24 protein-coding genes are annotated in these 25,487 nt (G+C 67.1%); 9 read left to right on the top strand and 15 right to left on the bottom strand.

The window, feature by feature from the left end; translation table 11 throughout:
* Positions 1-79: 79 nt before the first annotated feature.
* Entirely contained in the window at positions 80-1,165 is a 1,086-nt protein-coding gene (locus tag BMX93_RS09475; protein ID WP_091970424.1) for a WS/DGAT domain-containing protein, read from the bottom strand.
* Between the two features lie 61 nt (positions 1,166-1,226).
* On the opposite strand from BMX93_RS09475, the gene purS reads away from it, so the two are divergent.
* Both purS and purQ read left to right on the top strand, forming a co-directional pair.
* A complete protein-coding gene (purS, locus tag BMX93_RS09470; protein WP_091970422.1) occupies positions 1,227-1,472 on the top strand; it encodes a phosphoribosylformylglycinamidine synthase subunit PurS in 246 nt (81 codons plus the stop codon).
* A gap of 1 nt (position 1,473) precedes the next feature.
* Positions 1,474-2,148 (top strand): phosphoribosylformylglycinamidine synthase subunit PurQ, encoded by a 675-nt coding sequence (gene purQ, locus BMX93_RS09465; RefSeq protein ID WP_091970420.1) that lies wholly within the window; start codon positions 1,474-1,476, stop codon positions 2,146-2,148.
* Between the two features lie 13 nt (positions 2,149-2,161).
* Here the strand turns inward: purQ and BMX93_RS09460 are convergent, their stop codons facing one another.
* Genes BMX93_RS09460 through BMX93_RS09440 form a run of 5 tightly spaced genes read right to left on the bottom strand, consistent with a single transcriptional unit; the run spans position 2,162 to position 6,586 of the window.
* Positions 2,162-3,124, bottom strand: a complete 963-nt coding sequence (locus BMX93_RS09460) for an N-acetylglucosamine kinase (RefSeq protein ID WP_091970418.1) — start codon at positions 3,122-3,124, stop codon at positions 2,162-2,164.
* Positions 3,125-3,166: 42 nt separating this feature from the next.
* A complete protein-coding gene (locus BMX93_RS09455; RefSeq protein ID WP_177170167.1) occupies positions 3,167-3,439 on the bottom strand; it encodes a hypothetical protein in 273 nt (90 codons plus the stop codon).
* Between the two features lie 2 nt (positions 3,440-3,441).
* Complete coding sequence (locus BMX93_RS09450; RefSeq protein WP_091970417.1) at positions 3,442-4,290, bottom strand: carbohydrate ABC transporter permease; 849 nt, start codon at positions 4,288-4,290, stop codon at positions 3,442-3,444.
* Positions 4,287-5,306, bottom strand: coding sequence for a carbohydrate ABC transporter permease (locus BMX93_RS09445; protein WP_091970415.1), 1,020 nt, complete (start codon positions 5,304-5,306; stop codon positions 4,287-4,289). Before BMX93_RS09445 ends, BMX93_RS09450 begins: the two co-directional genes overlap by 4 nt.
* 11 nt (positions 5,307-5,317) lie before the next feature.
* The gene (locus BMX93_RS09440; protein WP_091970413.1) at positions 5,318-6,586 is read right to left on the bottom strand and encodes an ABC transporter substrate-binding protein; all 1,269 of its coding nucleotides are present in this window, start codon (positions 6,584-6,586) and stop codon (positions 5,318-5,320) included.
* Positions 6,587-6,867: 281 nt separating this feature from the next.
* On the opposite strand from BMX93_RS09440, the gene BMX93_RS09435 reads away from it, so the two are divergent.
* On the top strand, positions 6,868-8,124 hold the full coding sequence (locus tag BMX93_RS09435) for an MFS transporter (RefSeq protein ID WP_091970411.1): 1,257 nt from the start codon (positions 6,868-6,870) through the stop codon (positions 8,122-8,124).
* A 12-nt stretch (positions 8,125-8,136) separates the two neighbouring features.
* On the opposite strand, the gene BMX93_RS09430 is transcribed toward BMX93_RS09435, so the two are convergent.
* The 7 genes from BMX93_RS09430 to BMX93_RS09400 all read right to left on the bottom strand — a co-directional run bounded on the left by BMX93_RS09430 (position 8,137) and on the right by BMX93_RS09400 (position 15,528).
* Positions 8,137-9,231: an aldose epimerase family protein gene (locus BMX93_RS09430; RefSeq protein WP_177170166.1), complete on the bottom strand. Its 1,095-nt coding sequence runs from the start codon at positions 9,229-9,231 to the stop codon at positions 8,137-8,139.
* A gap of 91 nt (positions 9,232-9,322) precedes the next feature.
* Positions 9,323-10,072 carry a fumarylacetoacetate hydrolase family protein gene (locus BMX93_RS09425; RefSeq protein ID WP_091970407.1) on the bottom strand — a complete coding sequence of 250 codons (750 nt, stop codon included), beginning with the start codon at positions 10,070-10,072 and terminating at the stop codon, positions 9,323-9,325.
* On the bottom strand, positions 10,069-11,127 hold the full coding sequence (locus tag BMX93_RS09420; RefSeq protein ID WP_218139288.1) for a zinc-binding dehydrogenase: 1,059 nt from the start codon (positions 11,125-11,127) through the stop codon (positions 10,069-10,071). The genes BMX93_RS09425 and BMX93_RS09420 overlap by 4 nt, the downstream gene beginning before the upstream one ends.
* Before the next feature lie 2 nt (positions 11,128-11,129).
* The gene (locus tag BMX93_RS09415) at positions 11,130-11,906 is read right to left on the bottom strand and encodes a glucose 1-dehydrogenase (protein WP_091970405.1); all 777 of its coding nucleotides are present in this window, start codon (positions 11,904-11,906) and stop codon (positions 11,130-11,132) included.
* The gene (locus BMX93_RS09410) at positions 11,903-13,324 is read right to left on the bottom strand and encodes an MFS transporter (protein WP_091970403.1); all 1,422 of its coding nucleotides are present in this window, start codon (positions 13,322-13,324) and stop codon (positions 11,903-11,905) included. Before BMX93_RS09410 ends, BMX93_RS09415 begins: the two co-directional genes overlap by 4 nt.
* A gap of 228 nt (positions 13,325-13,552) precedes the next feature.
* Entirely contained in the window at positions 13,553-14,395 is an 843-nt protein-coding gene (locus BMX93_RS09405; RefSeq protein ID WP_091970401.1) for an IclR family transcriptional regulator, read from the bottom strand.
* 74 nt (positions 14,396-14,469) lie between these two features.
* Positions 14,470-15,528, bottom strand: a complete 1,059-nt coding sequence (locus BMX93_RS09400) for a D-2-hydroxyacid dehydrogenase (protein ID WP_091970399.1) — start codon at positions 15,526-15,528, stop codon at positions 14,470-14,472.
* A gap of 118 nt (positions 15,529-15,646) precedes the next feature.
* Here BMX93_RS09400 and BMX93_RS09395 point away from each other — a divergent pair, with 118 nt between their 5' ends.
* Positions 15,647-16,681: an NAD(P)-dependent oxidoreductase gene (locus BMX93_RS09395; RefSeq protein WP_091970397.1), complete on the top strand. Its 1,035-nt coding sequence runs from the start codon at positions 15,647-15,649 to the stop codon at positions 16,679-16,681.
* A 63-nt stretch (positions 16,682-16,744) separates the two neighbouring features.
* Here the strand turns inward: BMX93_RS09395 and BMX93_RS09390 are convergent, their stop codons facing one another.
* The gene (locus tag BMX93_RS09390) at positions 16,745-17,155 is read right to left on the bottom strand and encodes an NUDIX hydrolase (RefSeq protein ID WP_425438781.1); all 411 of its coding nucleotides are present in this window, start codon (positions 17,153-17,155) and stop codon (positions 16,745-16,747) included.
* A 107-nt stretch (positions 17,156-17,262) separates the two neighbouring features.
* Between BMX93_RS09390 and purL the strand changes: the two genes are divergently transcribed.
* The 4 genes from purL to BMX93_RS09370 all read left to right on the top strand — a co-directional run bounded on the left by purL (position 17,263) and on the right by BMX93_RS09370 (position 23,208).
* The gene (gene purL / locus BMX93_RS09385; protein ID WP_091970393.1) at positions 17,263-19,527 is read left to right on the top strand and encodes a phosphoribosylformylglycinamidine synthase subunit PurL; all 2,265 of its coding nucleotides are present in this window, start codon (positions 17,263-17,265) and stop codon (positions 19,525-19,527) included.
* Between the two features lie 76 nt (positions 19,528-19,603).
* Positions 19,604-20,950 (top strand): dipeptidase, encoded by a 1,347-nt coding sequence (locus BMX93_RS09380; RefSeq protein ID WP_091970390.1) that lies wholly within the window; start codon positions 19,604-19,606, stop codon positions 20,948-20,950.
* A 44-nt stretch (positions 20,951-20,994) separates the two neighbouring features.
* Complete coding sequence (locus tag BMX93_RS09375; protein WP_091970388.1) at positions 20,995-21,408, top strand: DnaJ family domain-containing protein; 414 nt, start codon at positions 20,995-20,997, stop codon at positions 21,406-21,408.
* 132 nt (positions 21,409-21,540) lie between these two features.
* The gene (locus tag BMX93_RS09370; protein WP_091970386.1) at positions 21,541-23,208 is read left to right on the top strand and encodes a formate--tetrahydrofolate ligase; all 1,668 of its coding nucleotides are present in this window, start codon (positions 21,541-21,543) and stop codon (positions 23,206-23,208) included.
* Positions 23,209-23,212: 4 nt separating this feature from the next.
* Here the strand turns inward: BMX93_RS09370 and BMX93_RS09365 are convergent, their stop codons facing one another.
* Entirely contained in the window at positions 23,213-23,788 is a 576-nt protein-coding gene (locus BMX93_RS09365) for a P-loop nucleotide/nucleoside kinase family protein (RefSeq protein ID WP_091970384.1), read from the bottom strand.
* Between the two features lie 97 nt (positions 23,789-23,885).
* Here BMX93_RS09365 and BMX93_RS09360 point away from each other — a divergent pair, with 97 nt between their 5' ends.
* A complete protein-coding gene (locus BMX93_RS09360; protein WP_091970382.1) occupies positions 23,886-25,481 on the top strand; it encodes a xylulokinase in 1,596 nt (531 codons plus the stop codon).
* Positions 25,482-25,487 lie beyond the last annotated feature (6 nt).

Below are 25,487 nucleotides of genomic sequence, written 5' to 3'. Positions count from 1 at the left end.
ATCCTCGGAAGGCCTCGGCCACTATCCGGGCACCGACGCGCCGCGCCCTCCCACCACGGCTGCTGCGTCGCCTACACCCTCATCTGGGAAGAGCCACATTGCCCAGCGCCGGACTGAGCGCAGTGAGACCGAGCACCCGCGCACCACCGACCGAGATCGGCTCACCGGGGCCGCGCACATTGGTCACCAGGCTGGTGATGGCCCGCTGGCGCTCGAACAGCGGCCGGTACCAGCCCAGCGCTCCGAGCAGCACGAGGACTGCGCAGAAGGCGGGCGTCGAGGACGGGAAGCTGCGAACCAGCCACTTGCGCCAGCGGGTCCGCCGGGCGACGCGGGACAGGTGATGACGCGGGGACTGCCCGGGGCCCGGTTCGGGGACCATCGCCACGAATGCCCCGACGTCATTGCGTCCGGCGGGGCCCGCCGCGCTGGGCTGACCGGTCACCGGGACGCTGATGGCCACATGGCGCAGGCGTTCACCCCGGCTGGCCGCGACGGCTCGCAGCGCGCCGGCGGCCGCCGCGATCAGCAGGTCGTTGATGGTGGCTCCGGCAGCCCGAGCGGCCGCCTGCGCGGCGCCGAGATCGGTGCTCACGGTGGCAAGATGGACGCCCGAACTGATTGGGGTGAGCAGCGAGGTCCGTGAGGACCCGAGGGCCACGCCCGCCAGCAGCCCGAGCGGCAGGCCGGTCCTGGGCGAGTGCCGCCGGACCGCTGCAGGGCCACGGGTGCTGGTGGAGAACAGCCGCCCCACCAACTCCACCGCCGTCGCCCCGTCCAAGAGGGTGTGGTGCGCCCCGAACAGCAGATGCGTGTCCCTCCCGTCATCAAGCAGGACAATGCGCCACATCGGCCCCTCGTCACCAAGGCCGGTGACAAGCATTTCCTCGGCGTAGCGGATCGGTGAACCGCTGATGGACACCGCAACGACGTCCCGGGTGAGGTCGACCGGGATCGGCTGCCAGCGCGCCGAGAGGGCGCTGCGCCCGCGATGGACGATACGGCGATTGAGCACGGCCAGCTCGGGTGCCGATGCTGCCACCTGTCGGCGCAGGCCTTCCAGATCGACCCGCCCGCGAGTGAGGGCGAGGACGCCGATCAGCCGCGGATCCGGGCCCACGTCACCGGCCAGTTCTGCCGCGTCCCCGATCGAGAGCTTGTGCACGCGTCCAGTCTCACCTACCGGCGCGATGGGCGGTGCGCCGGCTTCCGATAGGGTTGCCCCCATGGCGCGTGTTGTAGTGGATGTCATGCCGAAGCCCGAGATCCTCGATCCTCAGGGCAAGGCCATCACCGGATCGCTGGCCCGGATGGGTTTTGACGGGCTGAGCGTCCGCCAGGGCAAGCGCTTCGAGGTCGACGTCGCGGGAGGTATCACCGACGAGCGGCTCGCCCAGATCAAGGAAGCGGCCGAGAAGCTGCTCGCCAACACCGTCATCGAGAGCTTCTCGGTGCACATCGAGGAGGACTGAGGTGGCACGTATCGGCGTGGTCACCTTCCCCGGCACCCTCGACGATGTGGACGCGCTGCGGGCCGTGCGGCTGTGCGGCGCGCAGGCCGTCACTTTGTGGCACGCCAGCGATTCGCTGGACGGCGTGGATGCCGTCATCCTGCCGGGCGGATTCAGCTACGGCGACTATCTGCGCTGCGGCGCCATCGCGCGCTTCGCCCCCATCATGGACGAGATCATTGCGGCGGCCGACAAGGGCATGCCGGTCCTGGGCATCTGCAATGGCTTCCAGGTGCTGTGCGAGTCCCATCTGCTGCCCGGCGCCATGATCCGCAACGAAGGCCAGCGCTTCGTCTGCCGCGAGCAGAAGCTGCGCGTGGAGAGCAATGACACGACGTGGACATGTGCCTTCGGTAGCGGCGACGAGATCTCGATCGTTGTCAAGCACGGTGAAGGGAACTACGTCTGCGACGACGAGACCCTGGCTCGGCTCAGGGACAACCAGCAGATCGTCTTCCGCTATATCGGCAATCCGAACGGCTCGCGCGACGACATCGCCGGTGTCACCAATGAGCGCGGAAATGTCGTGGGCCTCATGCCCCATCCCGAACACAGCGTCGACCCGCTCGTGTCGAACTCCACGGACGGGCGGGCCTTCTTCGCATCCGTCCAGTCCTTCCTCGCCGCGCGGGTCTGAACGGATCGGGTCGCTATTGACCCCCGGCCGAGGCACTGGCCACCCTCTGGTGCAGCGCCGAATCGGGTGCCAGCTGGGTGAGCGCGTAGCAGCCTTCGAGGCCATCGCCATGGCCCTCGGTCAGGTGGACCTGGGGGAAGCTGGCGGCGATGAGCTTCTCGAAGTGCTCGTGGAGCACGGTGTTGCGGAAGACCTTGCCCACCAGGCCGACGGTGGGGTCGGGGCGGGACGACTCGCCCACCCTGTCGAGTCCGGTGAGGATCGAGTGCGCCAGCTCTGTCGCTGCGTTCTCGCTGATCGCGCGGGCCGTCGCATCGCTGGATGCCAGGGCCGCAACGGTCTTGGCATAGGAGGCGATCCGGCTCACCTTCTGCTCGTCGGCCTGCAGCTCGAGGTAGGCCTCCTCGATGTTGTCGAAGTCCCGCTCGATGTGCTCGCTGAGCGCGGTGCGCCGGCCTCGCCCGTCGTGGGCGCGCATCACCGCGTCGAGCGCCGCCCGGCCGATCCAGTAGCCTGACCCGGCGTCGCCGATGAGATAGCCCCAGCCGTCGACCCGGGCCACCGCGGTCCGCCCCACTGCCAGGGTCACGACGCCGGTGCCCGAGGCGACGACCGCGCCCCGGGTGTCGCCGACGGCACTGAGATAGCTGGTGGTGGAGTCGTGGGCGAGCAGCACCGTGCGCACACCGGTGCCGTCGAGCAGGTTGAGCAGATCGGTGGGGTCCGCGTCGTCCTTGAGCCCCGATGAGCCGATCGCCACGAGCGGGCACTCGGTGCCGGCCTCGCGCAGCGCGGCACGGATCGACGCCGCCAGCTGGGGTGCCAGTTCCCGGTCGTTGAGCACGCCCGGGTGCTCGCTCACGCCTGTCGGCACACCATCGCGGCGCAGCTGGGCGCGGGTGCCGGTCTGCCCGGCGTCCACGCACAGCACCCATCCACGAGCCGCGTGCAGGGAGGGGACCACTTCGTCAGCCATGGCAGAAGCATAGTGAGCTGGCCTGAGCAAGCCGAGCCTCCCTCAGCGGTCGCGGCGTCGTTCGTACTCGCGGTGCGAACCACCCCAGGCCGTCGAGACGGGGGCACCCCCGCGGGCCTCGTCGGCCAGCATCCTGCGCCGCAGCAGGATGAGCGCCGCCATGACGGTGACCAGGGCCAACAGCGCCAGCGCCCAGCCCAGCGCCTGGCCCCCGGTCACTTCCATCACCACCGTCACGACGAAGACCGCTGCGGTGAAGAAACCGAAGAAGCCGATGCCCATGTCGAGCACCTCGACGGCCTTCCAGGTGAACATGCTCAGCCCTTCACTCCGCCAGCAGTCAGCCCCGCCACGATCCGCCGCTGGAAGAGCAGCACGAGGATGACCAGCGGCACGGTGACGATCGTGCCGGCAGCCATCACGGCCGTGTAGGGCTCCTGATGCGGCAGTGTGCCCGTGAAGGACGCGATCGCCACCGTCACCGGCTGGGTTGCGTCGCTGGACAGCTGGCTGGAGATCAGATATTCGTTCCACGACGAGATGAAAGCCAGGATGGCCGTCGTGAAGATGGCCGGCGCCGCCAGGGGCAGGAGGATCTTGCGGAAGGCCTGGGCCGGGGTGCACCCGTCGATGCGAGCGGCCTCCTCGAGATCCCATGGCATTTCCCGCAGGAAGGAGACCAGGGTGTACACCGTGAGTGGCAGGACGAACGAGATCTCCGGAATGATCAGTGCCTGATAGCTGCCCATCCAGCCGATCGTGGTGAACAGCTGGAACAGGGGGGTCAGCAAGGCCACCCCCGGGAACATGGAGGCTCCCATGATCGCTCCCATGACAATGCCCTTGCCGGCAAAGTCATAGCGGCTCAGCGCATAGGCGGCCACGGTGCCCACGAGAAGTGCGATGAGCGTCACCGAGACACCAATGATGAGACTGTTCAGCAGGGCCTGCCCCAGGTGATTGCCCCAGTGCGTCGACAGCGCTGTCGCGTAGTTGTCGAGTGTCACGTGGGTGGGCCACGGAGTCGTGTCGAAGGTGTAGCCGACATCGCGGAAGGAGGTGACCACCATCCAATAGAAGGGCAGCAGGCACCACACCATGATGACGACGGCGCTGATCCAGGTCCTCACCGTGCGTGCCCGCCGGCGATTCGTGGCTTTGCTCATGACGCATCCTTGCCCTTCTGCCCCCGGCCGATGAGATCGGCTCCCAGGAAGCGGACGAAGACGAAGGCGATGAAGAAGATGAACAGGAAGACGATCGTGGAGAGCGCGGACGCCGCATTGGCTCCTTGCCGCATCTGCTGAACCACCAAGATCGACCATGTCGCCGTCGCATTCCCGCCACCGAAGATGGCCGGCAGATCGTAGATTCTCAGCACGTCGAGAATACGGAAGAGAATGGCCACGATGAGGGCCGGGCGGACCAGCGGGATGGTGATCGTCCAGAACGTCTTCCAGGTGGAGGCGCCGTCCACCCGGGCCGCCTCGTAGATCTCGTCGGGAATGAGCTGCAGGCCGGCCAGGATGAGAAGTGCCATGAATGGCGTCGCCTTCCAGGTGTCGATCACGACGATGGCGAATCGTGATGCCCAGGCATCGCTGGTCCACAGGATCTGGCGACCGAGCAGAGAATTGACGATGCCGGCCACCGCGAAAATGAAGTACCACAATTTGGCGGTGACGGCCGTGGGGATGGCCCACGGCACGAGAATCGCGGTGCGCACCAGTGCCCGGCCGCGGAAGGCCCGATTCATGATGAGGGCGAACCAGAAGCCGAGAACCGTCTCCAGCGGCACGGTGACCGCGGTGAAGAACAGCGTCGTGAAGGTGGACGGCCAGAACTGGGAGCCCAGGGAACCCGGCGGGCAGGGGACCGGCCCGCCGGAGGAATTGCACTGCTGGAGCAGCCAGTGGCTGTAATTGCTCAGCCCCGCGAAACCGCCCTCGACAAAGAACCCGGTGGCGGGATCCAGACCCGGGTCCTTCTCGAGGGACATGATGACGGCACTGACGATGGGGTAGCCGATCACCACGGCGAGCAGGACCAGGGTTGGCGCGATGAGGAGCCATGCATTGCGTACCCGGCGCCGGTGCGCGTCCTGCAGGCCGAGCCTTGGGGGCTCACCCCCGTGGGGCGCGTCGCCGGAGCGGCGCGCCCCACCGAGTGTCTGGGTGGACATTGTGGGCCTCGTCAGCTTCCCGAGGCGGCTTTGATGGCGGCGGACATGTCGGTAAGCGCCTGGTCGACGCTCTTCGTCCCCTTGAGGGCCTCGGTTGCGTTGTCCTGGACGGCCTTGGTCAAGGCCGGGTAGAAGGGGCTCACCGGGCGTGGCACGGCATTCTCGATCGACGTCTTCAGGGTGCTCAGATACGGCAGTTGCTTGTTGAGATCGGCGTCGTCATAGAGTTTCGACATCACCGGGGCATTGGATGCCTGGGTCACGAACAGGCGCTGGATCTCTTCGCTCTCGAGGAATTTCATGAAGTCCAGCGCAGTGCCCTTGTGCTTGGAATACACGCTCATTCCGGCACTGTGCCCGCCCAGGCTCGACGTGCCCACTCCGGACACTCCTGGCAGCGGAGCCACTGCGAAGGAATCCTTCACCACCGAACTGCCATCGGTGCTGGCCAGCGAATAGACATAGGGCCAGTTGCGCAGGAAGAGGAGCTTCCCGGCCTCGAAGGACTGACGGCCCTGCTCTTCCTGGTAGGTCAGCGCAGATTGCGGAATGTTCCCGCTCTTGAAGCCATCGACGAGCCGTTGCAGGCCAGCCTTGGCCTGAGAGGTGTCCAGGGTGGGTGTCTTGCCGTCGCTGCCGACGATCGTGCCGCCATTGGTATTGATGGCCTCGGACACATTGACCGTCAGACCCTCGTACTGGGCGAACTGGCCGGCATAGCAGTCGATGTTTTGCTGCTTGGCGATCTGGCAGTCGGCCATCATCTCGTCCCATGTCTTGGGCGGGGTCGGCACCAGATCCTTGCGGTAATACAGCAGGCCGCCGTCCGAGGTGACCGGTGCGGCATACAGGGTGTCGTTGTAGGTGGCCGCCGCGACGGTTGGCTTGAGCAGGCTCGAGGTGTCGATGGCGAAGTCGTCCTTGAGTGGCTGCAACCAGCCCTTTGCGGCGAATTCTGCCGTCCAGATCACATCCACCGATACCACGTCATAATCGGCGTCCTTGGCCTGGAAATGCTGGACCAGGTCGTCGTGCTGCTGATCGGCGTTGTCGGACTGTTCTTTGAAGGTCACTTTCTCATCGGGGTGGGCGTCATTCCATTTCTGGAGGATCGGCCGGATGACGTTGTTGTTGTCCTTGCCCTGCACATAGGTGATCGGGCCACGATCGGAATTCGTGGAGGTGGATCCGGAGTTGTTCGAGCATCCGGTCAGCGCAAGTGCCGTCGCCGAGACCAGGGCCAGGCTTCGGAACCATGTGGATCGACGCAAAGATCGCATGATACTCCTCGGGTTTCAGCCGCATGGTGTTGCGGATGCGCCTCGCTGCGCACCGGCCACCATGGGCTTTCATGCTAGGTCGGTATCGGCGCCAGCATCCAGCAAATCGCTCGATTCGTGACCTAGCCGAGATGTTGATGGCCGCGGCGCCCTGGCTGCTCGTGGCCTACCGAGCCAGGGCTGCCAGGTGCGGGGTCGGAGCAGCGGCGTGCACGGGAATACGGCCTGCTCGGGGATACGGCGTTCCCTTGGTGTGCGGCCCGGGGGCCGAGGAGTCTGGAATGATCGGTGTCGGTGGCCCGCGGCGGGTTCGAGAAGGTCTGGGGGAAGAGTTGGCATCGGTGCAGGCACATGCGGCCAGGAACGCAGTTCTGCTGGTCTTCGGGGTCAATGGCCTGGCGGTGGCGTCGTGGACGTCGAGGATTCCCGATGTGAAGAGGGCCCTGAACCTGAGCGCGGGACAACTGAGCCTCCTCCTGCTGGCACTGTCGGTGGGCTCGCTGTGCGGATTGCCGGTGGCCGGGAGAATCGCCCGGGCTCTCGGCACTCGCGCTGCGATCCGGCTCGCGGTGGCAGTGAGCCTGCCCGGTCTGCTTCTGGTAGCCAGTGCGATCAGCTTCCACGCCCCGATGCCCCTGGTGGCCATCGGTCTGTTCGTCACCGGACTGGGGATGGGGGTCTGGGATGTGGCCCAGAATATCGAGGGCACCGTCGTGGAGCGTGACATCGGACAGTCCATCATGCCCTGGTTCCATGCCGCGTTCAGTGCCGGAACCGTGGTGGCGGCTCTCATCGGTGCCGCTCTCACGCTGTTCAAGGTCCCGATCGCCGTCCATCTCGGCGCGGTCGCGCTGGCGGCCGCCATCGTCGTATGGTCCGGAACGGGGCGGTTCCTGCCCGCCCGGGACGCCACGGCGCAGCCTGCCGATGCGCCAGCCGCGGCGGCAGGCCCCTCGGCGGTCCAGCGGTCAGCATGGACCGAGCCGAGAACGCTGTTCATCGGCGTCATGGTGCTGGCGGCGGCATTCACCGAGGGCACGGCCAATGACTGGATGGCGGTGGCCTTCGTGGAGGGCCATGGGCTGAGCGCGGCGCTGGGTGTCGTTGCGCTGGCGGTGTTCCTGGTCTTCATGACCTGTGGGCGCATCTTCGGTACGCGCTTGCTCGACCGCTACGGCCGGGTCGGCGTTTTGCGGGTGATGTTCGGTGCCGCGGTGTTCGGCTGCCTGCTCGTGGTCTTCGGACCCGAATGGCTGGCCTTCGTCGGAGCGGCGATCTGGGGTGTGGGCGCCAGTCTCGGTTTCCCGGTGGGCATCTCGGCGGCAGGCGACGACCCGCAGCGGGCGTCCTTCAGGATCAGTGTTGTCTCCACCATCGGCTATGGGGCATTCCTCGCCGGGCCCCCGCTGCTCGGTTTCCTGGGTGATCACTTCGGTGTGCTCCACGCGATGCTCGCGGTCGGTGCGATCTGTGTCCTGGCCATGCTCGTCGCACCGGTGGCGAAACCGCCCGCCAGCACGACCCTTTCACGAGGCTAGACACCCGCAGGCTCAGCCCAGTGAGCTGGCGTGCCACTCGATCTGCGAGGTCCAGGTGTGCCCGGCTTCCAGCCTGGCGGAGCCGAGTTGCGGGCGGTTTGGGGTGTCGGGGTGGATCTGGGGTTCCACCGCGAGGCCCGCACCCTGCCGCAGTCGCCGACCGGCCTGGTCCACGAGGGCTCCGGTGAGATAGTTCGAGGTGTACACCTGAACACCCGGCTGATCTGACCACACCTCCAGCCGCCGCCCCACACGCGGGTTGTCCGCGCGCAGCATGAGCCTCAAACCCTCGCCGTCCACGTCGAAGCTGTGGTCTATCCCGCCTGCCAGCCCGATCTGCTCGTCGTCGGCGCGAATCCTGGTGCCGATCAACGCCGGCTCGCGGAAGTCGAATGGCGTGCCACCCACCGATGCGAAGCCGTCGACCGGGATCGACTCGGCATCAATCGGCAGATAACGGCTGGCCGGGATCTGCACGAGCAGGTCGTCGCAGCGGTTGAGGACATCGCTGGACAGCTGCAGATAGCTGTGCGAGGTGAGCCCGACGATCGTCGTGGTGTCCGTGGTGGCGGACAGCTCGAGCGCCAGCCCGTCGGCAAGCGCTGTATAGCGCGCCCGGACCTTCAGCTCACCGGGGAAGCCTCCCTCGCCGTCGGGGCTGACCAGGGTGAACAGCACATGGTGGGGGTCGTGCTCGGCCACTGCCCACATACGGTGCGAGAAGCCGCTCGCACCGCCGTGCAGGGTAGTGGAACCCTCGTTGGCGTCGAGTCGGTACTCCTTCCCGTCCAGCGTGAAGCGGGCGCCTGCGATCCGGTTCGCATATCTGCCCACCACCGCACCGAGGTAGCCCTCGCCGTGCTCATAGGCCCGCGCGTCCCCCAGACCGAGCACGACCTCATCGACCCCGTCGGCGAACGGTACTCGCAGCCCCTGGACCGTGGCCCCGAAGTCGAGCAGCCGCGCCACTGGGCCACCGGGGACCCCGATGGCCCGCAAGGTGACCGGCGTGCCGTCATCGAGCCGCCCGAATGCCAAGGAATCGCCCGGAGCGCAGTCAGCCAGCCGGGTGGCCGCAGAATCCGCTGCCTCATCAGTCGTTCCCACAGAGTTCACCATTGACGTGTGCACGCCCACAATCTTGTCAGGCCCTCGGGCCGGAATCGGCGGCAGGAGGGCCTGTACCGGTAGGCCTGTTTCAGGCTTGTGGCACTGCAATCGCGGGATTCGAGAGCGTTCCGATCCCCTCGATCGTGATTTCGGCCTGCTGACCAGGGGTGATGGTCGCCCATGTGGTGGGCGATCCCGTGAGCAGGACATCGCCGGGCCCGAGGGTGAGATAGCGCGTCAGGGCGACGAGCTGCTCGCTGATTGCCCACGCCAGCCTGTCTGTGTTGGACGAGGCCACCGGTTTACCGTCGAGACGCACATCGATGTGCACGTGGTCGGCGTCGAGTTCGGTCTCGATCCACGGCCCGAGTGGGGTGTAGCCGTCACCGTTCTTCACCTGGGTGGCCTTCTCGTCGAGGCTCGCCTGGTCGACATTGGTGACATCGTTACCGATGCAATAGCCCAGGATCACCCCGGGGACCTGTTCAGGGGTGAGGCGCCGGCAGCTCCGCCCGATGACGACCGCCAGCTCGCCCTCGATGTTGATCTCGCCCAGACTCGTGTCGAGTTCGATCGCCTGACCGGGCCCTACCACGCTGCGGGCGGATTTGCTGAAAGCCTGTGGCGCGAGCAGACGGTCGCTCGGGCCATTGTTGTGCGCCATGCCCAGCACCACCATCGGCTGCGCCGGGGCCAGCAGCTGGGCACCGTCGACGGGATAGAACTCCCCGGTGCTCTCGGGCTCATCGGCGAAGAGGTCCTTCACGACCGCCCACTTGCTCCCGTCCTGGACCACTGGGCGTGGGCCCAGGGGCGTCTGGATGCGTGCGAGTCTCATGCCTGGCCACCCACTCCCGGTTTGGACGCAGGTGTGTCGAAGCGCACCGCCACCTTCGCCGAGGCCCTCGAGTCCGATGCCCGGTCGAAGGCAGCCACCGCGTCCCTGGCGTCGAAGACATCGGTGATGACGTGGCCCAGCGAGGGGTTCTCGGCGAGCAGGGTGATGGCGTGATCGATCTCGTCGATGAAGCGGAAGGAACCGCGCAGATCGATCTCGCGGGCGATGAGCGGCGCCAGCGCCACCGGACGCGCATCACCGGGCAGGATTCCCACCTGCACGACCGTGGCGCCCCAGGCTGCCGCATCCAGCGCTGCGGTGAGCGCAGCGGGAGCCCCGGAGCATTCGATGACCGTCTCGAAGCCACCGGTGGGCAAGGCATCGCGATCGCTGCGGAAGACCTCGTCGGCACCGACCTGGCGTGCCCTGGCCAGCGGCTCGTCGAAAAGATCGACAACCGCGACATGGCGCGCGCCGAGGGCCTTTGCGGCACCCGCGACGAGCAGCCCGACCGGCCCGGCGCCGCTCACGAGCAGACGGCGGCCACCGACCCCGCCGGCGCGATTGATCGCATGGAGGGCCACCCCCAGCGGCTCGGCCAGCACGGCCCTGTCAAGGGGTAAACCGTCGGGCAGCACCCGCAGCTGATCGGCCCGGGGGCTGAAGAACTGGCTCATCGCACCCTGGGTGTGGGGCAGCGTCGCGGCGCTGCCGAGATAGCGGCTCTGCGGCCAGATGTTCGGGCGTCCGTCCAGCCCCGGCAGGTGCTCACCGGGTGTGGCGGGGTGAACAGCCACCGCAGTGCCTGCGGCGAGCGTGCCGCTCGGGTCCGTTTCGACCCGGCCGACCACCTCGTGGCCCACCACGAGCGGCTCGCGGATCGCAAAGGCGCCCACCCGGCCTGCCCGGTAGTAGCCGAGGTCGGAACCGCAGACACCCACATAGGCAACCCTCACCAGCACCTCGCCCGGTGCCGGTTCCGGAATGGGACGCTGCTCCAGGCGCATGTCACCTGCGCCGTGCGCAACAACCGCTGTCATCTGCTGGCCGCTCATCGTCACACCACCGCCGTCATTCCGCCGTCGACATAGATCGTCTGGCCGTTGACGAAGTCAGAGGCGGGGGATGCCAGGAAGAGCAGCGTTCCGACGAGGTCGTCGACATCGCCCCAGCGGGCCGCCGGGGTGCGCCCCGTCACCCATGCCGTGAACTGCTCGTCCTCAACCAGGGTCTTTGTCAGCTCGGTCTTGAAATAACCCGGTGCCAGCGCATTCGCCTGAACTCCCTGCGGGCCGAGGTCTGCGCACAGACCCTTGGTGAGCATGACGATTCCCCCCTTGCTCGCGGAATAGGGGGTGATGCTCGGGCGTGCGAGTTGGCTTTGCACGGAGCCGATGTTGATGATCTTGCCGCGCCGCTGGGCGACGAAGACCTTGGCGGCCTGCTGGGAGACCAGAAAGGCAGAACTCAGGTTGGTGGCGATGACCTCATTCCACTCGTCAACCGGGAACTCGGTGAAGGCGTGGCGCCGCTGGATTCCGGCATTGTTCACCAAGATGTCCAGACCGCCCAGGTCCTCCACCGTCTGCGCGACGCCCTCGGCCACCGAATCGGGGTCGGTCACGTCGAAACTCACGGCGTGCACCTGCGCGCCGGTCTCCTGCGCCAGACGCTGGGCAGCGGCCCTCGCCCCCTCGGCGTGCCGCCCGTGCACGGCCAGCTCGACGCCTGCCTGAGCCAGGCCCCGCGCCAGGCTGTAGCCGATGCCACGGCTGGACCCGGTGACCAGGGCCTTGCGGCCCGTGATGTCGAAGTAGCGCTCTGCCGATGTCATGCAATTGCTCCTCTGACTGTTCCGAGCGGACCGAAGGATTCGATGCGCTTCAACTCATCCTGACCGCTGTCCCCACCCGCATCGGTGAGCAGGGTGAGGTCGCGGCCCTTGGTCTCGGGTACGAAGAAGGTGGTCGCGAAGGTGATCGCTCCGAGGACGCAGGCGTAGATCGCGATCGGCCACCACGCATTGTGGGTGATCGCGAGCAGCCAGGCGCCGAGGATGGGTGCCACTCCGCCGGCCAGCACGGCGGAGATCTCGCGGGAGCTGGCCACCCCGATGTAGCGCCGGCGGTTGCCGAACAACTCCGGCAGCATGGCGCACTGGGCACCCAGCATGGCGCAGACCCCGAAGCTGATCGCGACGGTGAGCACGACCACTGCGAGCACGATCTTCCCGCTGGAGAGCAGATACCAACCCGGGAAGGCCACGAGCATGATGATGAGAGCCCCGGTGCGGTAGACGGGCTTGCGCCCGACACGGTCGGAGATCCTGCCCGCCAGCGGAACCGTGACGATGGCGACGACGGCACTGATGGCCACCGCCACAGAGCCCCCGGACTTCGTCAGGCCAGCGGTCACCGCGAAGGAGATACCAAGCGTCTGGAAGAGATAGGAGCCGCCGTTCTCTGCCATCCGCAAGCCGATACCACGCAGGACATTGCCCCGCGAGTGCTTCATGAGATCGCTGATCGGGTTGTCGATCACCTGCTCCTGGGCTTCCAGATGGACGAAGGTCGGGCTTTCCTGCAGGTGGGAGCGGATCCACAGGGCCACCGCGATCAGCACCACCGAGAACAGGAAGGGAACGCGCCACACCCAGGAGAACAGCAGATGGTCAGGCACGAGTGTGACAAGGGCGAAGACTCCCGAGGCCAACAGCGTTCCCAGATAGATACCGATGAATGGCAACGAGGCGAAGAAACCGCGCCGCTCCGGGGGTGCGTACTCGGCCATCAGGGTGGTCGACCCGGCCTGCTCCGCCCCGGCGCCGAAACCCTGGCACAGCCGCAGGAAGACAAGCAGGACAGGAGCCCAGATGCCGATCTGCTGACCGGTGGGAAGCGCTCCGACCAGGGTGCTGGCGCCGCCCATCAGCGCGATCGTGATGAGCAGGACCGACTTTCGGCCCAGCCGGTCGCCCATCGCCCCGAAGAAGAAGCCACCGAGCGGACGGGCAAGGAACCCCACTCCGAAGGTGGCGAGTGAGGCGACGAGCGCCATGCCCGTGCCCAGTGCCGGGAAGAACAACCTGCCGAAGATCAGGGCTGAGGCCAGCCCGTACAGGGCGAAGTCGTAGTACTCCAGAGCACTTCCCACCGAACTTGCGAGCGTGGCGCGCTGGAGATTCTCCGCGTACTCGGGGTCATCATGCCCACGGGATGTTCCCGCGACATCGTGGGCAAATCGTGCATTCATCGCTGCTCCCTTGCAGAACGTGAAATGGGCCGAACGACTCTGTTGTCCAAATAACGGCTCTGTTGTCCAAACATTGCGCTGTGCTGGCGTGCGCTCCTGCACGTCACGCGTCATCGCGTTACACCGTGAGTGTATCCAGCACTGTGAACGGTGTCCATAGTTCTGAACGAGCATTCAGCACGGATGTGCTTCAGGGCCACATCGGTCCCGCCAGCAGACCGCGCCGGATCAGGCGCGCGACTCCTGCAGCGCATCACGAGACATGGGATTGCTGAGCTGGCGGACGGCCTCGCGCAGGGCGTCCACGATGGCGGTGAGCTGTTCTGGGGGAACATCGAAACCCTCCCGCGGGCCGATCACCGAGACCCCGATCGCCAGGGCGTTCTCGCCGGGGTTGCGGGCCGGGACAGGCATCGCAATACCAATGACATTGGGGAAGACCTCGGAGCGGTCGAGGGCATAGCCCCGAGTCCGTGCTGCGGCGAGCTTGTCCTGCAGCTCGGCCACCGTCCTCGTGGAGCGCGAGGTGCGCACCGGGAGGGCATCCAGGCTGGCATAGCGGGCAGCGACATCATCGGGGGAGAGCGCCATGAGCAGGGCATTTCCCACCGCGGTGACCGAGGCGGGAAAACGATCGCCCACCCCCGCCGACAGCCGCAATGGGGTCGATCCTTCGTGGCGCGCCAGATAGACGACATCGGTGCCGTCGAGCACCGAGAGCTGGACGAGCTCCGTGGCGAGCACCGGAGAGGAGGAACAGACCCGGTAGAACTCGCGCACCTGGTCGAAGCCGGAGAGATAGGCACCACCGAGCTCGACGGTGCGCCGCCCCAGGGTGTAGCCGAACTCCCGGCGGCTGATGAGCTGGGCCTCCTCGAGGACCAAGCAGACATTGAAAGCCGATGACTTGGGCGCTCCGACAGCACGCGCCAGATCCGCCAGGGACATCTCCACACCATGGGCGTCAGCCAGCACCGCCAGGATCTTCACCGCCCGGCTCACGGCCGGCGCAGGGCTGGACGAACTGCTCTTGGACGAGGGGCTAGTGGGAGATGGGCTGGCGGACGACATGTGGGGGCTCCTGGATGAGGACGGAGGGGGCACAACGGCCCCTCGGCCCGCCCGATGGAAGTGTGCTGGACGGCTCAGTAGAACTCGACGGTGTCCACGACGTTGTGGAGTGGCAAGCCGTCGAGGAAGAGTCTTGCGTTTTCGGCGAACAGCTCGGCGATCAGGCGCTCCTCCTTCGGGCTGTTGGCCGCGGTATGAGGGCTGACGATGGCATTCGGCAGCGTCCACAGCGGGCTGTTCTGCGGCAGCGGCTCCGTGGCGAAGACATCGAGGACGGCCAGCCCGACTTGCCCGCGCTGCAACGCGGCCACGAGCGCCTCCTCGTCGATGACCGTGCCGCGACCGACCGAGACAATTGTGGTACCCGGATGCACGGCATCGAGCAGTTCGGCGCTGAGCAGGCCTGCGGTGGCCTCCGTGCCGGGCAGGGTGTTGACGATCGCATCGACCCGGCCGATCACCGTGGCGAGGTCACTCGGATCGACGATCTCGTCCACGCCCGGAATCTGCACCCCGAGGTGACGGCTCGTGCCGATCACCCTCATCCCCAGCGCGCTGGCCTTGGCTGCCACCTCGCGCCCGATGTGGCCCAGACCGAGCACCAGCACCGTGCTCTCGTCGAGCTCGCGCATCGGCCAGCGGCCGCTCCACAGTTTCTCGCGCTGCTGGGCCTGCAGGCGGACCAGGTCCTTGGCACCCGCAAGGATTCCGAAGAGGGCGAATTCGGCCAGCGGGCCGGCATGGGGCCCGGCGCCGGTGGTGAAGACGACGCGATCCAGCTCCTCGCGACTCAGCCCTGCCGACTTCACCTGCCCGCCGCCACCAGCCGCCATCAACTGCACCCACCGCAGACCAGGATTGGCGCGCACGGCGCGGGCCAGGCCGGCCGCACTGGAATCGGGCAGACCGTAGATGACCTCGGCTGAGTCGATGAGTGCCTCGTAGGCCTGCTGCTGTTTCGCGCTGCGCTGGAAGTGCGGATCGCCAGAGAAGTCGGCGGCCCAACGCATCGGGGGCAGCAGGGAGTCGTCCTTGACGATCTCGAGCCTGGGCTCGCGCTCCTCGATGAGGGCGAGGTGCTCGTCCTTGAGAGGGGTCGCCACCACGACCCGCAGCTTCTTGTTCGCACTCATGAGTCATCACATCCTTGGGATAGGCGCCCGGGGCAGACACCGTCAGGCACGACTATAGCGAGACCGTTCACCTGAGTGAATGATATTTTTTCAGCTGAACGTGTTTTAGGCTGGGGGCATGACTGGTCAGAGCCGACCCAGGAGCCCCCAGGAAACACACAGCACCCAGGAACAGAAGTCAGGCGAGTCCACGCACCAGGAGTGCACAACCCGGGAACAGATAGCCGACGGACAGGTGGGTTTCATCGGTCTGGGTGCGATGGGCCTGCCGATGGCACGTCACCTCCATCTCGCCTTGTCGGAGGGCACACCCCCGCGTTGTCTCAATGTGAGCGCCCGCCACCGGATCGACGTTGCCCACACGATCGGGCCAGGTGTGCGCTGGCATGAGGATGCGCGCTCGCTGGCAGCATGCTGCGAGGTCGTCGTGTTCATGGTGCCCGACCTGCCTCAGGTGCGCGAGGTGCTCGCCGGACCCCACGGCCTGCTCGCAGGATTCGAGGACTCGGGCGCCCGGGCCACCATCGTCATCAGTTCGAGTGTCTCGCCGATCGGGCTGCGCCAGCTCGACGCCGAGGTGCGCGAGAGCAGCGCCGGACGCGTCCGTCTCGTGGACGCGCCGGTTTCCGGCGGTGTCGAGGGTGCCGCGGCAGGAACACTGGCCGTCATGGTGGGCGGGGCAGCGGAGGACGTCGGTCCCGTGAAGCCGCTGCTGGCTTCCTTCGGGCGTCCCGTCCACCTTGGCCCGCTGGGCTCGGGACAGGTGGCCAAGGCCTGCAACCAGATGATCGTTGCCGCGACGGTGGAGGCCCTGGGCGAGGCAGCCGTGCTCGCCGAACGCTGCGGGCTCGATCTGGGCGCGCTGCTCGATCTGCTGCAGGACGGCTATGCCGGTAGCCGGCTGCTGGAGATCAGCAGGGACCGCCTCGTCCACCATGACCACCGTCCGAGCGGCCCGGCGAAGTTCATGGTGAAAGATCTGGCTTTTGCCCGGCAGATTGACCAGGACTGCGCCACCTTCACCCCACTTGCCGACAGGCTGGGTGAGATCTTCAGCGCCCTGGTCGCCGCGGGATTCGGGGAGCAGAATCTGACTGTCGTGCAGAGCTATCTCTTGGGCATGGACGGCGCGAGGACACCACCCGGAGCATGAAGACACCACCGAGGACATGAGGAGCCACGATCTCAGGCGACACCCGGCCATCATTCGGGCCGCTCAGATGAGCCCGCGAGCCTCCAGCGCCGGGAGGACGTGGTCGATGAGCAGCGGGGCCTGCCGGGGATCCTCGCGACAGTTCAGCAGATCTGTCCATTCGTAGTCGGCGATTTCGTGATCGGGCACTGCTGTGGCGCTGCGAGGCCAGTCGGCGAGGAAGACCGTGCAGTGGATCGCGTCCGCATCGTGGTTGGCGGCCGCGGCCGTGAAAGTGCCCAGCCGGCTCAACTCCGCACGCTCGACGCGCAGCCCCAGCTCCTCGCGTGTCTCGCGCACCGCGCAGTCCAGCGGGCTCTCGCCCGCCTCGATCTTTCCGCCGGGCAGGATGACATGGTCGGTTCCCGACTTGCGGACGTTGAGCACCTCGTGGCCGCGCAGGAAGGCCACTGCGGCCAGTTCGAAGATCTTCACCTGCATTCCTTCCCTGTCCCTCTCGACCCCTGGTCCCGTTGTCCCCGCAGGATCCCACCACGGATGCACGCCGAAGGCCCTGGGGCGCTGCACGATAGATTGTTGGCGTGGTTGACACCGTAGAGAATGCCCGCACGACGCCTGATGCGGCCCAGCCCTGGTCGGATCTCGGGCTCAAGGCCGACGAGTATGCCCAGATCCGCACGCTACTCGGGCGTCGCCCCACCGGTGCGGAGCTGGCCATGTACTCGGTGATGTGGTCCGAGCACTGCTCCTACAAGTCGAGCAAGCTGCATCTCAAGCGCTTCTCCGCCCTGCCCCAGGTCACGCCCCGCGGGCCGCTGCTGGCCGGCATCGGTGACAATGCCGGGGCGGTCGACATCGGCCAGGGCTATGCCGTCACCTTCAAGGCCGAATCGCACAACCACCCGAGCTATGTCGAGCCCTATCAGGGTGCGGCGACAGGCGTCGGCGGCATCGTTCGCGACATCATGGCGATGGGGGCTCGCCCGATCGCCTGCATGGACTCGCTGCGTTTCGGTCCGCTGGATGCCCCCGACACCCAGCGGGTGCTGCCCGGCATCGTCGCCGGGGTCGGTGGCTACGGAAACTGCCTGGGCCTGCCCAATATCGGCGGGGAGCTCGGATTCGACGCCAGCTACTACGGGAACCCGCTGGTCAACGCGCTGTGTGTCGGCGTGATGCGCCATGAGGACCTGCACTTCGCGAAGGCCACCGGCGAGGGCAATCAGGTGATCCTGTTCGGTGCGGCCACCGGCGCCGATGGGATCGGCGGTGCGTCGGTGCTGGCCTCCGAGACCTTCGAGGCCGACGGCCCCGGCAAGCGCCCCAGCGTGCAGGTGGGTGACCCCTTCATGGAGAAACTGCTCATCGAGTGCACCCTGGAGCTCTTCCATGCCGGGGTGGTCACCGCCCTCCAGGACTTCGGGGCGGCCGGCATCAGCTGCGCCACCAGTGAGCTGGCCTCGGCCGGTGACGGCGGCATGCATTGCGAGCTCGATCTGGTGCCCCTGCGCGACCCCACGATGACTCCTGAGGAGATCCTCATGAGCGAATCGCAGGAGCGCATGATGGCCGTCGTCGAGCCGGGCGACGTCGAGCGCTTCATGGACATCTGCAAGAAGTGGGAGGTCCAGGCCACCATCATCGGCGAGGTCACCGAGGACGATCGGCTCGTCATCGACTGGCACGGTGAGACCATCGTCGACGTCGATCCGAAGACCGTGGCGCACGACTCGCCCACCTACGACCGCCCTCAGCGCCGCCCCGAATGGCTCGACCGCGTCAATGCCGATCACGCGAACAACCTGCCCCGCGCCGAGGATGGCCAGGAGCTGGCGGATGCCCTGCTCAAGGTGCTGGGCTCGCCCAACATCGCCGACAAGAGCTGGGTCACCGATCAGTACGACCGCTTCGTCCGGGGCAATTCCGTGCTGGCCCAGCCCGAGGACGCCGGAATGATCCGTATCGACGAGCAGACCAATCTCGGTGTGGCGCTGGCCACCGACGCGAATGGGCGTTATGCCTATCTCAACCCCTATCTCGGGGCGCAGCTGGCGCTGTGCGAGAGCTACCGCAATGTGGCTGCGAGCGGCGCCGAGCCGGTGGCCATCACCGACTGCCTCAATTTCGGATCCCCGGAGGACCCCGAGGTGATGTGGCAGTTCGTCGAGGCCATCAAGGGCCTGGTCGACGGCTGCACCGCGCTCGGCGTGCCGGTGACCGGCGGAAATGTGAGCTTCTACAACCAGACCGATGGGGCCAACATCATGCCCACCCCGCTGGTCGGCATGCTCGGTGTCATTGACGATGTCCGCCAGCGTCTGGCGCAGGGATTCTCCCAGCCGGGCGACGCGATCGTCCTGCTGGGTATCACGAAGCAGGAGCTCGGTGGCTCGGCCTGGGAGGATGTGCTCTTCGACCACCATCTCGGTGGCCTGCCCCCCTTCCCGGACTTCGATGCCGAGCGGAAGCTGGCCGGCCTGCTGCGCGGTGCGGCAGCCGGCGGAGTGCTGAGCAGCGCCCACGATCTGTCCGAGGGAGGACTAGCCGTGGCACTCGTGGAATCCTGCCTGCGCAATGGGCTGGGTGCCACGGTGCGCCTGCCCGGGGAGCTCGACGCGTGCGCGCAGTTGTTCAGCGAGACCCCGGCCCGTGTGCTGGTATCCCTGCCTGCCCGCGGCTTCGAGGACTTCGCCAGCGACTGTGCGGCAGCCGGGGTGCCTCTGGCGCGCATCGGCGAGGTGAGCGAGGCCAGCGCTGTCGAGGTGCAGGGGCTGTTCAGCGTGACTCTCGATGAGCTGCGCGAGGCCTGGTCGCGGCCCATCCCGGCTGCCATGCAGGCGGTGTGACGCCCGCTGCCGCCGTGTCCGTGGGCCCGGCGGCCACTCGACGAATTCAACAGTCCTTCGGATCAGGGAGATGCCAGTGACTCAGGACAGGGACCAGGACATCATCGACGCAGTGCACGCCGCGCTGCCGCAGACCCTCGACGACCTGCGCGACATGATCTCCATCGCCTCGGTGAGCTCACAGGCTCAGCACGGCGAGGATGTGAACCGCATGGCGGACACCCTCGTCGGGCTCATCAAGCTGCTCGGCTGGGACGACGTGCGCCTCATCCAGGCCGGCGGCAAACCGGCCGTGCTGGCCCACTGGCCGGCCCCCGAGGGCAAGCCGACAGTGTGTCTGTACTCCCACTACGACGTGCAGCCAACCGGCGAGGTGGCGCTGTGGCAGACCGAACCCTTCGTGGCCGTGCAGCGCGGTGAACGGCTGTACGGGCGGGGAACCGCCGACGACAAGGGCGGCCTGGGCCTGCATCTGGCTGCCCTGCGCGCCTTCGACGGCAAACCGCCAGTGGGGGTGACCTTGCTGTTCGAGGGGGAGGAGGAGATCGGCTCGCCCACCCTCGACGCCCTGCTCGCCGCCCACCGCGACGAGCTGGAAGCCGATGCCTATCTCATCTGCGACTGCGGGAACTGGGATGTCGGCCAGCCGGCCTTCACCACCTCGCTGCGTGGCGTCGTGGACTGTGTCGTCGAGGTGCGATCACTCGACCATGCCATCCACTCCGGGGAGTACGGGGGAGTGGTGCCCGATGCGCTCACTGCGCTGTGCCGGCTGCTCGCGACGCTGCACGACGAGCGGGGCAATGTGGCCGTCAAGGGGCTGGTGAGCGGGCGGGCCGCCGAGCAACTCGACTATCCCGAGGAACGGTTGCGCGCCGAGACCGGTCTGTTGGAGGGGGTGCAGTTCATCGGCGACGACTCGCCAGTCGATCGCATGTGGATGAAGCCCTCCCTGAGCATCATCGGTCTGGACACCACACCCATCGCGCTCAGCTCGAATGTGCTCATTGCCTCGGCCAGGGCCCGGATCAGTCTGCGTATCGCGCCCGGTGACACCCAGGAGAACGCCCGCGACCGGCTCTTCGAGCATCTCAGGGTGAACGCCCCATGGGGTGTTCAGGTGAACTGCTCGAACGCCGAGGCGAACAATCCCTCGCAGTTGCCCTTCGAGGGCCCGATCTGCGAGCAGGCATTCTCTGCCTATACGCGCGCCTGGGGCGTGGAGCCCGTGCTCACCGGCACCGGCGGCTCCATCGGCATGATCGCCAGCTTCCAGCAGGCCTTCCCGCAGGCCACCATTCTCGGCACCGCCGTGTCGGATCCGCACTCGCGGATGCACGGCATCGACGAATCGCTGCATCTGGGCGACTGGTCGAAGGGCGCCATCGCAGAGGCACTGCTGCTCGACAGGCTGGCGCGCTGAGCGCCGGCCGGCCGCAGCCGGGGCTGGCCGAGGGGAGATGGGCCATGGAGGACGAGCAGCCCGGACGCTTCGAGAGCTATGTGGACCGAATCGTGCGCGAGGCCATCGAACGCGGCGAATTCGACCACAATCCGCTGAGCGGCAAACCGGTCCATCTCGGCCGCCCGGGCGCCGAGAAGCCGTGGATTCTCTCGCGGCTCGAACGCGAGGATCTCGGCGACACGCTGCCTGCGCCGCTGCAGGTGCGGCGCGCCAAGGAGCGCATCGCCCAGAGCTTGGCAGGGGTGCGCGACGAACAGCAGGCCCGGGAGATCGTCGTGGCGCTCAACGAGGCGATCAAGGCATCGAACCTCGACGCCGGCGCCCACCCGAGGGTCATCACCTCGCTGCTCGATGTGGAGGCCACTGTCGCCGCGTGGCGGGCATCGCGCGCGGATGGCGGCGCCGCGCCACAATAGCGGGGCAGTGCGTCGTCGTCGCAATGACCTGGGCGCAGCGGCGTCCGAGTAGTGGGAGCGGTGCCGCGCCGGGCACCGAACCGATGTGCATCAATGGGTTGGTTGTCACGAGGAACTGGGAGAGTGTGCCTGATGAAATCCGATGTCGAGATCGCCCAGCAGGCCACCTTGGCTCCGATCTCCCGGATCGCCGCCGATCTGGGAATCGACGAGAGCGAGTACGAGCCTTACGGGCGTGACAAGGCCAAGCTCTCGCTGACCCTGCTCGACCGGCTCAAGGACCGACCCAACGGCAAACTCGTGCTCGTCACTGCGATCAACCCGACACCGGCCGGCGAGGGCAAGACCACGATGAACGTGGGGCTGTCCATGGCGCTCAACGCGATCGGCAAGAACGCCATCAGCGCGCTGCGAGAGCCATCCCTGGGCCCATGCTTCGGGCTCAAGGGCGGCGCAGCAGGCGGGGGGTACTCCCAGGTGCTCCCCATGGAGGACATCAATCTGCACTTCACCGGCGACTTCAACGCCATCGGTGCCGCGAACAATCTGCTCGCGGCAATGCTCGACAACTCGCTGTTCCGCGGCAATCCGCTGGGCATCGACCCGCAGCGCGTCGTGCTGCGCCGAGTGGTCGACATGAACGATCGCGCGCTGCGATCGGTGCTCATCGGGCTGGGCCGACGCACCGATGGGATCCCGCGCCAGGGTGGCTTCGAGATCACCGTGGCCAGCGAGGTCATGGCGATTCTGTGCCTGACCAGCGGAATCAAGGACCTCAAGGAGAGGCTGGGGCGCATGGTGGTGGCCTATACGCCCGACCGTGACCCGGTGACCGCCACCGACCTGCAGGCAGTCGGGGCGATGGCCATGCTGCTCAAGGATGCGATCAAGCCGAATCTCGTGCAGACCGTCGAGAACACCCCGGCGATCATCCACGGCGGTCCGTTCGCGAATATCGCGCACGGCTGCAATTCCGCGCTGGCCACCCGGATGGCCCTCAAGCTTGCCGACTACACCGTGACCGAGGCGGGATTCGGCGCCGACCTCGGTGCCGAGAAGTTCCTCGACATCGTCTGCCCCTCTGCCGGGGTGGCCCCCGATGCGGTGGTGCTCGTGGCCACTGTCCATGCCCTCAAGTACAACGGCGGCGTGCCGCGCGCCGAGCTGTCCCAGGAGAATCTGGTCGCCCTCGATGCCGGGATGGCCAATCTTGAGCAGCATCTGGAGAACCTGGACAAGTACGGCGTCAACACGCTGGTGGCACTGAACCGATTCCCCGACGACACGGACGCCGAGATAGCCCTGGTGCGGGAGCGGTGTGCCCGTCTGGGCGTGCAGGTGGTCACGGCAGAGGTCTTCGAGAAGGGCTCCAGGGGTGGTCTCGAGATGGCCAGGGCGGTCGTCGAGGTCTGCGAGAGGCCTCACCACTATCACCGGCTCTACAGCTCCGAGCTGGGTCTGCGCGAGAAGATCGAGACCGTGGCACGCGAAATCTATCGTGCCGACGCCGTGAATTTCTCGCCCCGCGCCCAGCGCCAGCTGGAGAATCTCACGCGCCTGGGCTTTGGCTCGCTGCCCGTCTGCCTGGCCAAGACCCAGTACTCATTCAGCGACGATCCAGCCAAGCTCGGCGCGCCGCGCGGCTTCGAGATCACCGTGCGCCAGCTGGTACTGCGTGCCGGTGCCGGGTTCGTCGTGGCCTTGACCGGCGACATCCTCACGATGCCGGGACTGCCGAAGGTGCCTGCCGCCGTGGGCATGGACATCGACGAGGACGGTCACATCACCGGGCTGTCCTGAACGCTCAGGAGATGAGTGCTGCGCGCCGGGCCGGCGGTCGGCGGGTGTGCGTGTCCAGCGGCTCCTCGGCCCTGGCGAAGCAGTGGATCAGGGCGATGAGCTGGTCGAGGTCGACGGTGCCGGCAGTGTCCACCGCGAGGCGCGGCTCGGACCCCCACATCTGCGTCTCGAGGTTGCGCTTCACGACATCGTCCCAGGTCACCTCGGGGATGCCGGGAAGCGCTCGGTACCGCTCGGCCACCCGGCGGCGATGCTCGCCGGGATCGGAGCAGACGGTCAGCAAGAAGACGAGATCGGTGTGTTGCTGATCGGCGAGTTCGGTCCAGATCTGACGACCCCGGAGCAGGTAGTTGGCGGCATCGACGATGACATCGCGACCCAGTGACAGGTTGGCGTGGGCCATCTCCTGGGCCGCGTAGTAGGCCGCCATTCCGGTCGCCTCATTGTGCCACAGCCCTGCACGCGCCATCGCGGATTCGATCGGGTCGACGCTCAGCAGCACCGCGTGGATCCGATCTGCGAGCTGCTCGGCCAGGTGGGACTTGCCGGTGCCAGGCAGGCCTGCCATCGCGATGAGCATGGGCCAATTCTGCCAGCGCCGTCACCCGCCCGGCGAACGCTGCTCGAGTCGTGGTTAAGATCAACCCAAGCACGTCCGCGATCTGCATGGAGGCACTGTGACGGAGCAGGGCTCGAACCGGATAGCCGATTCGCGCACATCCCTGGGGATCGAGTTGGGCTCCACGAGGATCAAGGCGGTCCTTGTCGACCAGACCGGTCAGGTGATAGCCAGCGGTGCGCACAACTGGACGAACCAGCTGGTCGACGAGGTCTGGTCATACCGGCTCGAGGACGTCTGGGACGGCGTGGCGGAGAGCTTCGCCTTGCTCGCCGACGACTACCGGGTTCACCAGCACCGCGAGCTCTGCGAGATCGGTGCGATCGGGGTCTCGGCCATGATGCACGGATACCTGGCCTTCGACGAGGACGACCAGCTGCTGGTGCCCTTCCGGACATGGCGCAATACCACCACTCAGCAGGCCAGCGAGGAGCTTTCCGAGCTGTTCGGCGTGAACATTCCGCAACGCTGGAGCATCGCCCATCTCCACCAGGCGATCCTGGCCGGCGAGGACCATGTGCCGAGGGTGCGTTTCCTCACCACCCTGGCGGGCTATGTGCACTGGCAGCTGACCGGGCGCAAGGTGCTCGGCGTGGGTGATGCGTCCGGGATGTTCCCGCTCAACGCCGAGGGCACCGGCTTCGACGAGCAGAAACTGGCCGCCTACGACGCGCTCATCGCAGACCGTGGCCTGGGCTGGAAGGTCTCCGAACTGCTGCCCGAGGTCCTGCCCGCCGGCCGAAAGGCCGGCACGCTGAGCGCCGAAGGCGTCAGTCTCCTCGACCCGCTGGGCACGCTGCATCCCGGAGCGGTGGCCTGCCCGCCGGAGGGCGATGCCGGTACCGGAATGGTCGCCACCAACTCGGTGCGGCCGCGCACCGGAAATGTGAGTGCCGGCACGAGCGTCTTCGCCATGGTGGTGCTCGAACATCCCCTGAGCAAGATGCACTCCCAGATCGATCTGGTGGCCACCCCCAGCGGCGAGCACGTCGCAATGGTGCATGTGAACAACTGCACCTCTGACCTCAATGACTGGGTCGGGCTGTTCGGCGAGCTGCTCGGCGCCGTGGGAGCCACGCGCAGTTCCGACGAGCTGTACGCCACCTTGTTCGAGCGCGCCCTGGCCGGCGACCCGGACTGCGGCGGCCTGCTGTCGTACAACTATCTGTCGGGCGAGCACTCCGTCGGCGTCGACCAGGGCCGTCCGCTCTTCGTGCGTGGTCCAGCCAGCTCATTCACGCTGGCCAATTTCATGCGCCTGCAGCTCTCCTCGGCGTTCGCGACCCTTCGGCTGGGCATGGACGTGCTGCTGCGCGACGAAGGTGTGGCCCTGGACGCCATGTTCGCCCAGGGTGGCATCTTCCGCACCAAGGCAGTGGCCCAGCGGATCCTGGCTGCCGCACTCGACAGCCCCGTCTCGGTGGGCAGCAATGCGGGAGAGGGGGGTGCCTGGGGGATGGCCCTGCTGGCTTCCTATGCGCTCTCGGGGGCCACCGAGCCGCTTGCCGACCATCTGGATGCGCTGTTCGCGGGGAGCCAGGCCACCACGGTCCGCGCCGAACCGGACGAGGTCGAGGGCTTCGCCCGCTTCATCGAGCGCTACCGGGCCGGCCTGCCCATCGAGCGCAGCGCCTCGGCGAACTTCACCTGGTAGCTCGCC

Source organism: Propionibacterium cyclohexanicum, from assembly GCF_900111365.1.
Classification (GTDB): domain Bacteria; phylum Actinomycetota; class Actinomycetes; order Propionibacteriales; family Propionibacteriaceae; genus Propionibacterium; species Propionibacterium cyclohexanicum.
Note: the sequence above shows the minus strand (reverse complement) of the source record. Positions and strands in the feature narration are given on the sequence as shown.